The 13627-nt window shown below is 72.8% G+C and carries 14 protein-coding genes; 12 read left to right on the forward strand and 2 right to left on the reverse strand.

Annotated features, from left to right (window positions below; genetic code table 11):
• Window positions 1–88: 88 nt before the first annotated feature.
• The 12 genes from ABYE80_RS02610 (at window position 89) to ABYE80_RS02665 (ending at window position 10898) form a co-directional block, all read left to right on the forward strand.
• Window positions 89–2311 (forward strand): MMPL family transporter, encoded by a 2223-nt coding sequence (locus tag ABYE80_RS02610; protein WP_372788449.1) that lies wholly within the window; start codon window positions 89–91, stop codon window positions 2309–2311.
• Window positions 2312–2434: 123 nt separating this feature from the next.
• Complete coding sequence (locus ABYE80_RS02615) at window positions 2435–3127, forward strand: flagellar hook-basal body protein (protein WP_372788450.1); 693 nt, start codon at window positions 2435–2437, stop codon at window positions 3125–3127.
• Window positions 3128–3291: 164 nt separating this feature from the next.
• A complete protein-coding gene (locus ABYE80_RS02620) occupies window positions 3292–4020 on the forward strand; it encodes a flagellar hook-basal body protein (protein WP_372788452.1) in 729 nt (242 codons plus the stop codon).
• Entirely contained in the window at window positions 4017–4325 is a 309-nt protein-coding gene (locus ABYE80_RS02625; RefSeq protein WP_372788453.1) for a rod-binding protein, read from the forward strand. Before ABYE80_RS02620 ends, ABYE80_RS02625 begins: the two co-directional genes overlap by 4 nt.
• Complete coding sequence (locus tag ABYE80_RS02630) at window positions 4322–4882, forward strand: flagellar protein FlgN (protein WP_372788454.1); 561 nt, start codon at window positions 4322–4324, stop codon at window positions 4880–4882. Before ABYE80_RS02625 ends, ABYE80_RS02630 begins: the two co-directional genes overlap by 4 nt.
• The gene (flgK, locus tag ABYE80_RS02635; protein ID WP_372788456.1) at window positions 4882–6192 is read left to right on the forward strand and encodes a flagellar hook-associated protein FlgK; all 1311 of its coding nucleotides are present in this window, start codon (window positions 4882–4884) and stop codon (window positions 6190–6192) included. The genes ABYE80_RS02630 and flgK overlap by 1 nt, the downstream gene beginning before the upstream one ends.
• A gap of 2 nt (window positions 6193–6194) precedes the next feature.
• Window positions 6195–7100, forward strand: a complete 906-nt coding sequence (gene flgL / locus ABYE80_RS02640) for a flagellar hook-associated protein FlgL (protein ID WP_372788458.1) — start codon at window positions 6195–6197, stop codon at window positions 7098–7100.
• Complete coding sequence (gene fliW / locus ABYE80_RS02645; protein ID WP_372788459.1) at window positions 7097–7582, forward strand: flagellar assembly protein FliW; 486 nt, start codon at window positions 7097–7099, stop codon at window positions 7580–7582. The genes flgL and fliW overlap by 4 nt, the downstream gene beginning before the upstream one ends.
• Window positions 7583–7634: 52 nt before the next feature.
• Window positions 7635–7859 carry a carbon storage regulator CsrA gene (gene csrA / locus ABYE80_RS02650; RefSeq protein ID WP_372788460.1) on the forward strand — a complete coding sequence of 75 codons (225 nt, stop codon included), beginning with the start codon at window positions 7635–7637 and terminating at the stop codon, window positions 7857–7859.
• Window positions 7860–7963: 104 nt separating this feature from the next.
• Window positions 7964–8773, forward strand: a complete 810-nt coding sequence (locus ABYE80_RS02655; protein ID WP_372788461.1) for a flagellin — start codon at window positions 7964–7966, stop codon at window positions 8771–8773.
• A gap of 168 nt (window positions 8774–8941) precedes the next feature.
• Window positions 8942–10486, forward strand: coding sequence for a protein kinase (locus tag ABYE80_RS02660; protein WP_372788463.1), 1545 nt, complete (start codon window positions 8942–8944; stop codon window positions 10484–10486).
• 22 nt (window positions 10487–10508) lie between these two features.
• On the forward strand, window positions 10509–10898 hold the full coding sequence (locus tag ABYE80_RS02665) for a DUF2237 family protein (RefSeq protein WP_372788464.1): 390 nt from the start codon (window positions 10509–10511) through the stop codon (window positions 10896–10898).
• A 15-nt stretch (window positions 10899–10913) separates the two neighbouring features.
• On the opposite strand, the gene ABYE80_RS02670 is transcribed toward ABYE80_RS02665, so the two are convergent.
• Window positions 10914–11897, reverse strand: coding sequence for a D-alanine--D-alanine ligase family protein (locus ABYE80_RS02670; RefSeq protein WP_372788466.1), 984 nt, complete (start codon window positions 11895–11897; stop codon window positions 10914–10916).
• Window positions 11894–13627, reverse strand: a 1734-nt coding sequence (locus ABYE80_RS02675) for a PASTA domain-containing protein (protein ID WP_372788467.1), incomplete at its 5' end; no start/stop codon positions are given. The genes ABYE80_RS02675 and ABYE80_RS02670, both read right to left, overlap by 4 nt.

A 13627-nucleotide genomic window follows, 5' to 3' on the forward strand; every position in this document is an offset into this window, starting at 1 on the left:
TCTCCTCCTCGCAGTAGGCGACGCGCCCCGGACCTCCACCCGGGGCGCGTCGTCGTCGTGGGGCGGTTGGGGTGGCGCCCCAGCGGGCATGACCAAGGACGTGGTCGCACCGCTCCTGGTCCGCCTGCGCTGGATCGTCGTCCTGCTCTGGGTCGGTGGGGCGATCACGGCCACGACGGCGCTGCCGGGCATCGAGGAGGCCAACTCCGGCGCCCTCGGCGCCCTCGTCCCGCGCGAGACGGAAGCGGTCAAGGCGGAGATCTCCTCGAAGACCGAGTTCGGCTTCCCGCTGCTCTCCCGCACGCTGATCGTCGAGCGCGACCCGGACGGGCTGTCGGCGCGCGAGCAGGCCGAGGTGGCGCGCCGCGCCGCCGCGTTGACGTCGGGCCGCATCCCGGGGTTCGAGCGCATCGCCGCGGCCCTTCCCGTGACGAACGCCCTGGGCGTGTCCCCGTTCGTCCGCGAGCGCTCCACGACCGCGATCACCTACCTGTTCTTCGAGCAGGACGTCAACGCGCGAACCCGCGCGGACCTCGCGCGGCGGTTCGTCGAGGAGCAGATCCCCCCGCGTCCCGGAACGACCGTGGGCGTCACGGGTCAGGCGGCCGCGATCGCCGCGCAGAGCGACCTGGTCACCGACCGCCTCCCGCTGATCGAGCTGGCCACGCTCCTCCTCGTGTCCCTCGCGGTCGGCCTGCGGTTCCGCGCGCCCGGGGCGCCCCTGCTGACGCTCGCCACCGTCGCCATCGCCTACCTGATCAGCAGCCATCTCGTGGCACTCGTGGGCGAGCAGGCGGGCTTCGTGGTGCCGCGCGAGGTGGAGCCGGTGATCGTCGTCCTGCTGTTCGGCGTCGTCACCGACTACTCGATCTTCTACCTCTCGCGGTTCCGCGCGCTCCTCGCCGACGGGCAGGAGCGCCTGCCGGCCGCCCGCGCGGCGACCGCGCAGATGACGCCGATCATCGCCGCCGCCGGCATCACGGTGATCGTGGCGACGGCGACGCTGCTCGCGGCCCAGCTCGAGTTCCTGCGCGTGTTCGGGCCGGGCCTCGCCGCGTCGGTCCTGATCGCGCTCCTCGTCGCGGTCACCTTCATCCCCGCGTGCCTGGCGATCTTCGGCCGGGCGCTCTTCTGGCCCCGCCGTCCCGGGGTCGAGCTCAGCGGCACGGAGAGCTCGGAGGAGTCGGCGGTGCAGCGGACCGGGCGGCCGCGGCGTTCGCGCGCCGTGCGGTTCGCGTGCGAGCGCCCCTGGCACGCCGTGCTCCTCTGCGTCGTGCTGCTCGGGGCGGGCGCCAGCGGGCTGGCCTTCATGAAGCTCTCGAACCCCGTGATCCGCGGCCTGCCGGCGGGCAGCGAGCCCCGTGAGACCTACGGCCAGGCGGCGCGCGGCTTCGCGCCCGGCATCCTCTCCCCCACGGTGCTCGTGGTGTCGCGCACCGGGATCGCGACACAGCGCGAGGCGCTGAGCCGACTCGGCGCCATCATCGAGCGCCAGCCCGGCGTCGCCCTCGTCCTCGGCCCTCGCCTCCAGCCGGTCCCGGGCGTCCAGTTCGGGGCGACGATCGGTCGGGGCGGCGACGCGGCGCGCTACTTCGTCGTCCTCCAGGACGACCCGGTCGGGGCGGCGGCGATCGCTGCGCTGCGCGAGATCCGCCGCAAGCTCCCGGGCTTCCTCGTGGCCACGGGCCTCGACGGCGCGAACGCGTCACTGGCGGGCGACACCGCGCTGTCGGAGGAGACGATCGACAAGACGGTCAGCGACCTCGCGCGGATCGCGCCCCTCGCGTTGCTGGCGATCCTGCTGGTCCTGTCGCTCTACCTGCGAGCGCTGGTCGCCCCCCTCTACCTGCTGGCCGCCAGCGTGCTGGGCTTCGTCGCCGCGCTGGGCATCGGTGCCTTCATCTTCGGGGAGTTCACCTACTACGTGCCGTTCACGGTCGCGGTGCTCCTCGTCTCCCTGGGCTCCGACTACAACGTCTTCCTCGTCGGTCGCGTCTGGCAGGAAGCGCGGCTGCGGCCGCTGCACGACGCCATCCCGATCGCCGCATCCCGCGCCGCCTCGGCCATCACGCTGGCGGGCATCGTGCTGGCCGGGTCCTTCGCGCTCATGGCCCTCGTCCCCGTCCGCGCGTTCCAGGAGATCGCCGTGGTGATGACGCTCGGGCTGCTGATCGACGCGCTGCTGCTGCGCACGATCCTGGTCCCGGCGCTCATGACGCTGGTCGGCGAGCGCAGCGGATGGCCGGGCGCGCGACTCTCCGATCAGGTGCTGCCCGAGCCGCATCCGGAGCGCGTCGCGGCGGCGAACTGATCGCCGGATCCGGCCCCGGGGCCACGCGCTCCGGCGAGCTCGCGGGTGCACATGGACCGGACGTGCCTCCCCCATCCGTCCGCTGCGGTCAACCGCCGCCCGGCGCGGCCGACGATCGGACAGATGGAACGCGGCCTCTACATCGCGGCGTCCGGGATGCTCTCCGAGATGGTCCGGCAGGACCATCTCGCGAACGACCTGGCCAACGCCAACACCTCCGGCTACAAGGCGGACCGGGTCTCCCAGCACAGCTTCGCGCGGGAGCTCGCCGTGGTGAACCGGCAGACCGGCGCACAGGTCGGCGCGCTGGGAACGGGGGTGCAGATCGCCGCCCAGGTGACCGACTTCACCCCGCAGGCGCTCAAGGACACCGGGGAGCCGCTGGACCTCGCGATCGCCGGGGAGGGCTTCTTCGCGGTGCAGGCGCCGGACGGCGTCCGCTACACCCGCAACGGCAGCTTCGCCGCCGACGCGCAGGGACGCCTGGTGGACCAGGGCGGCAACCTCGTCCTCGGCGCCGACCGCCGGCCCGTCCTGCTGCGGGCCGACGGCACCGTCGACCCTGCCCGCGTCGGCGTGTTCGCGGTCGCCGCCCCGCGCAAGGCCGGGGACGGCCTGCTCACCGGCGCCGCGACCGGTGCCGCCACGGGCACCGTGCGCAGCGGAGCGCTGGAGGGCTCGGGCATCGACGCGTCCCGCACGATGGTGGACATGATGGCCTCGATGCGCGCCTTCGAGGCGGGCCAGAAGGCGATCACCACGATCGACGAGACGCTGCGCCTGGCCAGCGGCCAGGTCGGCAACCTGCCCGGCTGACGCGCGCGCCCGAACCGGATCTGGACACTCGTCCGATCCGCGTTCAAGGCGCGACCCCCCTGGCCGACCACCGGACGGACACGGAGTTCCCGACTGGACCACCCGCAGGTGGAAGCCGGACTCCACTCCCTCCCTCGAGGAGACCGGACCAGATGTTGGAAGGCATGTACACGGCAGCCGCCGGCATGGCGGCACAGCAGTCCCGGCTCGATGCGCTCAGCAACGACCTGGCGAACGTCTCGACGACGGGCTACAAGCACGTCCGCGTGGCGTTCCGCGACCTCGTGTACACCCAGGCCGCGCGCGGCGCCGCCGACGGCGTCGGCCTCGGCAGCGGGGCGGCCGTCAGGATGCTGGGGCGCTCCCAGCAGCAGGGCGCGATCCGCGAGACGGGCGAGCCGCTGGATCTCGCGATCGTCGGCGAGGGGTACATCGCCGTCCGCGCCCCTGACGGGCGCGACGCCCTCACCCGCGACGGACAGCTGCGCCTGGACGCGCAGGGGCGCCTGGTCACGGCCACCGGCGGAGCGCTCCTGAGCCCGCCCGTGACCCTCCCCGCCGGGACCCAGCCGGACGCGGTCGTCATCGGCGAGGACGGCACCGTGAGCGTGGGCGGCACCGTCCACGGCAAGATCCGGCTGCTCACGGTCCCGGCGCCGAACGCGCTGGACACCGGCGACGACAACCTGCTGCACGTGACGCGCGGCTCCGGCGCGGCGACCACGGCGCCCCCCGCCACCCTCCTGCAGTCCGGGGCGCTCGAGTCCTCGACCGTCGACATCGGCACCGCGATGACCGAGATGATCTCCACGCAGCGGGCCTACGAGCTCGCCAGCAAGGCCATCCACATGCAGGACCGGATGGCCGAGGTCGCCAACGGGGTCAAGCGATGACCGGCGTGGGCGCGATCGACCGGTCGCTGCTGCCCGCGGAGATCCGCACCGGCTCCGAGCAGCAGCGCCAGGCCTACACGGCCGCCCTGGGGTTCGAACGCCAGCTCGTGGAGCAGCTCGCCAAGCAGCTGACCGCCTCGGCCCGGATCGCCGGCGACGAGGACGACCAGGAGTCCGCCGCGACCAAGACCTACCGCGACCTCATGCCGGGCGCGCTCGCCGACGCGGTCACGTCCGCCGGCGGGCTCGGCCTCGCCGCGCAGATCGCGGCGTCCATCACGAGCACCGGGGACTCGCCGGCGTGAGCACGCTGGTGCCCACCGACGCCTTCGGCGCCGAGGTGCTCGCCCACCTCGACGCGCAGCTGCACTCCGCCCGGCGCCTGCTCGCGGCCGTCCTCGCGCAGGGGCAGGCCATCCGCGGCCAGGAGGTCGACGCGGTGCTCGACCACCTCGCGGAGATCCAGACGGAGATGGAGCGCCGCGGGGCCCTCGAGCAGGACCGCGCCCGCCTCCTGACGCGCGCGGGCCAGGCACTCGGCGTGCCGGCCCACGTCGTGACGCTCGAGGCGATGGGGTCGCTGCTCGCCGCCGGCACCGCCGCCGTGGCCCGTGAACGATCCGCCGACCTGCGCGGGATGCTGGCCGAGATCGCGCGCGAGCACCGCGCGAACCGCGCCCTGATGAAACAGGAGCTCGCCTTCCTGGACCACCTGATGCGGCAGCTCGGCGCGGGGGCGCAGGACAGCGGCGCCTACGCCGCCGACGGCATGCCCTCGGCCGTCACCACGCCCGCCTACGTCCCGGCCGCACGACCGACGCCCGGCGGCTCGTCCACCCACGCCCTGGACCTGCAGGCCTGATGCCCGTCTCCGGCTTCAGCGGGCTGAACGTGGCGCTGCGCGGGCTGATGGCCCAGCAGCGCGGGCTCGACGTCACCGGGCACAACATCGCGAACGCCGAGCGTCCGGGCTACACCCGCCAGGAGCTCGTGACGTCCGCGGCCTCACCGCTGCTCCTCAAGGCCGGTGCCGTCAACGGCGGCTACGGCGCGCTGCTCGGCCAGGGTGTCGAGGTCGACGAGTACCGGCGCATCCGCGACGTGTTCCTCGACCTGCAGGCCCGCGCGCAGATGATGAGCGCCGGTCAGCACGAGACCACCGCCGAGGCCATGGGCCGTGCGGAGGACGTCATCGCCGAGCCGGGCGACAGCGGCCTCGGCGCCCAGCTCGCGAAGTTCTGGGACGCCTGGTCCACCCTCTCCTCCAACCCCGCGTCGACCGCCGCCCGCTCGGCGGTGATCGGCCAGGCCCAGACGCTCGTCGCGGGCATCCGCCAGCTCGACGCGAACCTCGCCCAGATCCAGACGCTGGCGACGCAGGAGTACACGGACCTGACCAGCGCCTCCGGCCCCGTCCGGCGGGCGGCCGACGAGCTGGGCCGCCTGGACGCGGCGATCACCCAGCAGCTCTCCGCGGGCCGCAGCCCGAACGACCTCCTCGACCGCCGCGACGAGCTGCTCGACCAGCTCTCCGAGTACGGCCAGGTCAGCGTGACGGACCTCGGCGGCGGCTCGATCAGCGTGCAGTTCGGCGACGCCGCCGCCCCGCTGACCAACGGCGCGACGGTCACCTGGCCCCAGGCGCTCACCGCGCCGGGCGGCAAGCTCGGGGCGCTGCTCGGCGTCGCCTCCCCCACCGGCCCGATCGGAGCCCGGCGCGCCGATCTCGACACGGTCGCGTCCCAGCTCGCCTCGACGGTCAACGCCGCCCACGGCGCACCGCCCTTCTTCTCCGGCACGACCGCCGCCGGCCTGACGGTGGCCGTCACGAGCGCCACGCTCGTCGTCGGGACCGGCGGGGCCGCCGGCGCCAACGACGTCGCGCTCGCCGTCGCCGCGCTCCGCGGCGGCACCGCGGACAGCACCTACGCGAACCTGGTGCGCGCCCTCGGGGACGACACGGCGACCGCGCGAGCCTCCGCGAACACGTCGGTCACGCTGCGCGCCGCCGCCCTCGAGCGGCGCACCGAGGTCAGCGGGGTCTCCATGGACGAGGAGATGGCCAACATGATCCGCTTCCAGCGCGCCTACCAGGCGTCCGCCCGCGTGATGTCGACCATGGACGAAGCGCTCGACACGCTCATCAACCGCACCGGACGGGTGGGGCTGTAGCCGTGCGGATCACGCACACCATGCTCTCGTCGCGACTGCTGATGGACCTCCGTCGGCAGGACAACGCCATCGCCGAGGCCCAGCGGCAGGTCGCGACCGGCCGGCGGGTCGACAGACCCTCCGACGATCCGGCGGCGGCCCACGCGGCGATCCGTCAGCGCGGCGAGATCGCCGGGCTGCAGCGCTACCAGCAGGGCGCCGCCGAGGCCGCCGACTGGACGCAGGCGACGGACACGGCGCTCGGCGGGCTGGCCGACGTGCTGCACCGCGCCCGCGAACTGGCGCTCCAGGGCGCCAACGGCAGCCTGTCGGCCGCGAACCGCGAGAACATCGCGGCGGAGATCGACCAGCTCGTCCAGTCCGCGAAGGACCGCGCCAACGTCAAGGTCGGCGACCAGTACCTGATGAGCGGCACCGCCACGAGCACCGCGCCGTACGCGACCGGGTCGGACGCGTACGCGGGCGACACCGGCCTCGTGCTGCGTGAGATCGGTCCCGGCGTGACCGTGCAGGTCAGCACCCTGGGGTCCGCGATCCTCGGCTCGGGCCAGGGCGCCGCGGACGCGAAGCTGCTCGACACGCTGCGGACGGTGGCCGACCACCTGCGCGGTGGCACCGCCGCCGACCTGCAGGCGCTGCGGACCACCGACCTGCAGAATCTGGAGGCCAACCTCGACACGATCTCGCAGGCGCGCGCCACCAACGGCGCGACCGCCGCCCGGCTGGAGTCGGCGCAGAACCGTCTCGCCGACCTCGAGCTGGCGGGCAGCGTGCGCCTCTCCCGCCTCGAGGACGCCGACATGGCCGAGGCCATGCTCGAGCTCTCGACCCGGCAGTCCGCCTACCAGGCCGCGCTGCGGTCCGGCGCCACCGTCATCCAGCAGTCGCTCATGGACTTCCTGCGATGAGCACCTTCTCCCACACCATCAACCCTCACAACGGAGGACCTATGACCGTCGTGCTGCAGAGCTCGCGGTTCGGGCGGATAGAGATCCCCTCGGACGCGGTGCTCGACTTCCCAACCGGCCTGATCGGCCTCGCGGGGACCCGCTACGCGCTCCTGGCGCGCAGCGAGGAGAGCGCGTTCGTCTGGCTGCACTCGCTGGACGACCCCGATCTCGCCGTCCCACTCACCAACCCCTGGCGGTTCTTCCCCACCTACGAGGTGGAGCTCGCCGACGAGGAGGCGCAGCGGATCGGGATCACCGACGCCGAAGCGACCTCCGTCTACGTCACCGTGCGGGCCGCGGAAGCCCTCGAGGACTTCTGCGCGAACCTGCGCGCCCCCATCCTCATCGCCGACGGCCACGGCCACCAGGTGATCAACCAGTCCCCCGACGCGCCTGTTCGGGCGCCCCTGTTCGAGAAGGCTGCCGAGCAGGCCGCGTAGGCCGCCACGGTAGTCTCGCCCGCACGTCCGCGTTCCAAGGAGGAAGACCGACATGCTCATCATCACCCGTCGCCCCGGAGAGAAGCTCATGGTCGGCGACGACGTCGTGATCGAGGTCATCGAGGTCAGCGGGTCGAGCGTGCGCATCGGCATCGCCGCGCCGAAATCGATCCCCGTGTACCGGGAGGAGATCTACACCGCGGTGAAGGAGGAGAACACGGCGGCCGCCGCGGCGGACATCGCCCAGCTCCCCGACGACCTCCCCAGCACCACGTAGACCACACCGGGAGCCACGGCTCCCACGCCCCGCCCGCCCTCCCTGCCGGCCCTCACCGGCGCGGGCGGAACCTCACGGAAGAATCCCGAAAGGACAAGGACCGGATGTCCCTCCGCATTCAGAACAACATCGAGGCGCTCAACGCGCATCGCCAGCTCGTCCAGACCAACATGGGTGTGTCGAAGTCGATGGAGCGCCTGAGCTCCGGCTTCCGCATCAACCGCGCCGCCGACGACTCCGCGGGTCTCGGCATCTCCGAGAAGATGCGCGGCCAGATCCGCGGTCTCGCGCAGGCCCAGCGCAACTCGCAGGACGCCATCTCGCTCGTGCAGACCGCCGAGGGCAACCTCGACGAGGTCCACTCCATGCTCCAGCGGGTCCGCGAGCTCGCCGTCCAGTACAAGAACGGCGCCCTCTCCCAGGCCTCGCGTGACGCCATCCAGACCGAGGTCAACCAGCTCGCGTCGGAGATCGAGCGCATCGGCTCGGCGGCCGAGTTCAACGGGCTGCAGCTGCTGAACTCCACGTCCTCGATCACGTTCCAGGTGGGGGCCAACGACGGCCAGACCATCGCCGTCGCGACCATCAGCCTCGGCTCGGCCGTGGGCACCGCGTACTACTCGCTGTCCGCGACGGGTACCGCCGACATCTCCGAGATCGACGCCGCGATCGACGCCGTCACCTCCCAGCGCTCCGCGTTCGGCGCCGCTCAGAACCGCCTCGAGCACACGCTGCGCAACCTGGGTGTCTACGCCGAGAACCTCACCGCGGCGGAGTCGCGCATCCGCGACGTGGACATGGCCGAGGAGATGGTCAAGCTCACCAAGACCCAGATCCTCGAGCAGGCCGGGCAGGCGATGCTCGCCCAGGCCAACCAGGCACCGAACTCGGTCCTGAACCTGCTGCGCGGCTGAGCCGCGGCCCGCTGCGGCCGGTCACCCGGCCGGCCGCAGTTCCGCCCGCGCGCTGCGACCGCCTGAAACTCCCGTACCAGGCGGCACCGGGACGTAGGTGACGACGCCTGGGCGCCGAATCAGGGGTGACGTGACACGCCCGACCGCCCCTGCAGCACAATACGTCCAGTGACCGTCACGGTCGGCACGCTCCTCAACGACCGCTACCGGCTGGACGCCCACGTCGGCGCCGGCGGGATGTCGACCGTCTACCGGGCCTTCGACACGGTGCTGGAGCGGCAGGTCGCGATCAAGGTCCTGCACGCCCAGGGCGTCACGGACGCCGATCAGCTCGAGCGGTTCCGCCGCGAGGCGCGCGCCGTCGCGCAGCTCAACCACCCGCACATCGTCACGGTCATCGACGCGGGCGAGCAGGACGACCGGATCCGGCCGACGCCGTACATCGTCTTCGAGTACGTCGAGGGCGAAACCCTGAAGGCCCGCATCCGCCGCAACGGCAAGCTGCCGATCAGCGAGGCGATCGCCTACGCCATCGAGATCGCCCGGGCGCTGGGGGCCGCCCACGAGCGCGGGATCGTCCACCGCGACGTCAAGCCGCAGAACGTGCTCGTCGACGCCGAGGGCCGCGCGAAGGTCACGGACTTCGGGATCGCCCGCACGCTGGACCAGGAGGGGCTCACCGCCGACGGCCGGGTGCTCGGCACCACGGACTACGTGTCGCCCGAGCAGGCGCTCGGCCACGCGGTCACCGGGCAGTCGGACCTGTACTCGCTGGGCATCGTGATGTTCGAGATGCTCACGGGCGACGTCCCGTTCAAGGGCGAGAACCAGGTCGCGGTCGCGATGAAGCACGTCCGCGAGGAGCTGCCCGACATCCAGGTCCGCCGCCCGGAGGTCAGCACGGTGCTCGCCGCCGTGCTCGACAAGGCGACCGCGAAGGACCTGGACAAGCGCTACCCCGACGCCGCCGCGATGGCCGCGGACCTCGAGGACGTCCTGGTCCTCGAGACCTCACGCAGCGGCCAGGCGACCGGCGAGGCCACCGCCGTCCTGCGCACCCTCCCGGCCCGTACGCGCCGGCGGCTCCCGTCGCGGGTGACCCAGCCGTGGCGCTGGCTGGCCGCGCTCGGCGCGCTGGCGGCGGTCGTCGTCGTGGTCGGCGCCATCCTCGCGTCCGGCGACCGCGTCGAGCGGGGGACCGGGTCGCGCAACACCGGAGGGGTCCCGGCCCCGAAGGGGCTCGAGGCGGTGAGCCTCGGCCAGGACCGGGCCAAGGACTACGACCCGCAGGGCGACGGCGCCGAGCACTCCGACTCGGTGAAGTTCATCCTCGACAAGGACCCGAACTCCGTCTGGGACACCGAGCGCTACGACGGCGGCGTCATCACCAAGACGAAGCCCCCGGCCGACCGGGCCGATCTCGGCGTGGGCGTCTACGTCGACGCCAAGCCCGGCCTCGCCGCCCGGGCGATGTCGATCAGCACCCCCACCCCGGGCTGGACCGGCAAGGTGTACGTCGCGAAGTCCTCCGTGCCGTCGACGTTCCCGTCCGACGGGTGGACCGAGCTGGCGACGATCGACGCGCAGACGAGCAAGACCAGCATCGATCTCGACACCGCCGGGCAGCAGTTCCGCTACTACCTGATCTGGATCACGGGCCTGCCCAAGGGCAAGAAGAGCGCCGAGATCAGCGAAGTCGTGCTCTTCCGCTGAGCCGGACGGCGATACTGCGCCCGTGACCGACCGCAACGTCCTCGGTGGCGACCTCGAACCCTGCGGGATCGATCCGCTCACCGGCTTCTACCGCGACGGCTGCTGCAGCACCGGGCCGCAGGACATCGGCAGCCACACGATCTGCGCGGTCGTCACCGCCGAGTTCCTCGACCATCAGCGGTCGATCGGCAACGACCTCAGCACGCCCGTCCCGGCGTTCCGCTTCCCGGGCCTGGTACCCGGCGACCGCTGGTGCGTCACCGCTCGCAACTGGCTGCGCGCCCACGAGGACGGCGCCGCGGCCTACGTCGTCCTCGCCTCGACCCACGAGCGTGCGCTGGACATCGTGCCGCTGGAGGCGCTGCGCGAGCACGCCGTGGACGTGCCGCCGGACGCCGGCACGCTGGGCTGACCGCCGGCGTCCCGCTCAGAACTGCTGGGCGCGCTCGGCGCGGTGACGGTCCAGCGCGATCCGGCAGAGCCGGTCGACGAGCTCCGGGTAGGGCAGGCCGCTCTCGGCCCAGAGCTTCCCGTAGACGCTCGTGGCGGTGAACCCGGGCTTGGTGTTCAGCTCGTTCAGGAGCACCGTCTCGCCGTCCACGAAGAAGTCCGCGCGGGCGAGCCCGCTGCACCCCGCGCGCGTGAACGCCGCGGCGGCCAGCTCCCGGACCCGCGCCTGCGCGGTCTCGCTGATCCGGGCCGGCACGACGAGCTCCATACCGCCCGGGGTGTACTTCGCCTCGTAGTCGTACCACTCGCTCTGGATGACGATCTCCCCGAGCCGGGAGACCTCGGGCGCCTCGGTCGGCCCGAGCACGGAGCACTCGACCTCCAGACCACTCGCCCCGGCCTCGACGATCACGCGCGCGTCGTGCGCGAACGCCGTGGCGAGCGCCGCCGGCAGGTCCTCCGCGGCGCGGACCTTGACGATGCCCACGCTGGACCCCAGGCGCGCGGGCTTCACCCAGCACGGGAATCCGAGGCGCTCCAGGCCGGCGCACACCTCGGGGCCGGTGCCCCCCGACGCGAGCACGAGCTCGTAGTCCACCTGCGCCATCCCGGCCTGCGCCATGAGGTCCTTGAAGACCACCTTGTCCATGCAGGCCGCGCTGGCGAGCACGCCCGACCCGACGTACGGGACGTCCAGCAGCTCGAGCATGCCCTGCACCGTGCCGTCCTCGCCGAACGGGCCGTGCAGGACCGGGAACACGACGTCCGCCCCCAGGAGCCCGGTGCCGGGCGACAGGACGAGCTGCGTGCCGTCCTCGGCGAGCCAGCGTCCGTCCCGGTCCAGCAGCACCCACGCGGTGTCGTGCCCCGCCTCGATCAGACCGGCCCGGACCGCGGCGGCGGAGTTGAGCGAGACGTCGTGCTCGGAGGAGCGGCCTCCGGCCAGGACCGCGACCCTCACCCGCTCGCCTCGGGCGTGGTGCTGGTCGTCGTCGGCTCCGGGGTGGGCGTCGGGTCCGGATCGAGGTCGGGGCTGAACTTGCCGACCGTGATCGTCACCTTCTGGCCCTTCTCGAGGGTGCCCGAACGCGGGCTCTGAGCCAGCACCACGTCGTCCTGCGCGGGTCCGTCGACGGACCGTGTCTGCTGGACGACCGCGAACCCGGCGGCCGAGAGCGTCGCCACGGCGTCGGCCGTCGACTTGCCGACCACGTTGGGGACGTCGACCGTCTCGGGCTCCTTGGCCACGGTGATGGTGACGCGGGATCCCTTCGGCGCGCTGCTGTCGCCCTTGGGGTCCTGGGCGAGCACGGTCCCGGGGTCCTTGTCGGCGCTCTCCTGCTCGCGCGCCGTCACCTCGAACCCGGCGTCCTCCAACGTCGCGGTCGCCTCGTCCTTGGCCTGACCGACGACCGACGGCACCTTGACGCGCTCGGTCCCGGTGGACACGACGATCGTCACGGTGGCGCCCTTCTCGAGCGACTCGCCGGCCGCGGGCAGCGTCGAGATGACGCGGTTCTCCGTGACCTCGGTCGAGAACTCCTCACGCTCCCGGACCAGGAATCCGGCCTCCTTCAGGCGCTTGGTGGCGGCCGCCCGCCCCTGACCGGTGACGTCCGGGACCCGTGCGGTGCCGGGGCCGTCGCTGACCGTCAGCGTGACCGTGCCGTTCTTCTCGAGCTTCGTGCCCGGGCTGGGGATCTGGCCGATCACCTGGCCCTTGGGGGCGGTCGGATCGATCTTGCGCACGACGTCGGTCGAGAAGCCGTCGGTGCGCAGGCGCTGCTGCGCGCTGGCCTCGTCGGCGCCCCGGACATCCGGCACGGTGAGCTTGTTCCCGCCGCTGAGCAGCAGGACGCCCACGATCGCCGCGGCGACCAGGACCCCCACCAGCAGGGCGATCCACCACCTGCGGCCGTCGTCGTCGCCGGCGGGGCCCTCGGGCGGCGTCCCGGCGGGCGGGTATCCGTACGCCTCGTACCCGGTCACCGCCGGCAGGCTGCCGGAGACCTGGGTGTGCTGCTGATCGGCGACCGCGTACCCGGCCATCGCGCCGGCCGCGGCCACCGAGCTCACCCCGGTGGACCCCGTGTGCGTGCCCTGGGCGGGCAGGCGGGAGGCGACGTCCTCGAGCGCAGCGATGAACGCGTCGGCGTCGGGGAACCGGTGGGCGGGATCCTTCGCGAGCGCGTGGAGCACGACCGCGTCGAGGTCCGGCGGAACCGCGGGATTGAACGTGGACGGGGGCGGCGGCGTCTCCTGCACCTGCTTGAGCGCGATGGTCACCGCGCTGTCGCCGTCGAACGGGATCCGTCCGGTCAGCAGCTCGAAGAGGATGACGCCGATCGCGTACAGATCGGACTGCCCGGTCACCGGCTGTCCCTGGGCCTGCTCGGGCGACAGGTACTGGGCGGTGCCCATGATCGAGCCGGTCTGCGTCATGTCCGACGCCCCGGCCAGCGCGATCCCGAAGTCGGTGACCTTCGCGCGCGACTCCGCGTCGACGATCACGTTGTGCGGCTTGAGGTCGCGGTGGATGACCCCGCGCTTGTGCGCGAACTTGGCCGCGCGCAGGATCTGGATGACGAGATCCACGGCGTGCGCCGGATCCAGCGGCCCCTCGTCGCTGACGACCTGCTTCAGCGCGCGGCCGTCGAGGTGCTCCATCGCGATGTAGTAGGTCCCGTCCCA

Source organism: Paraconexibacter sp. (genome assembly GCF_041602235.1).
GTDB lineage: Bacteria > Actinomycetota > Thermoleophilia > Solirubrobacterales > Solirubrobacteraceae > Paraconexibacter.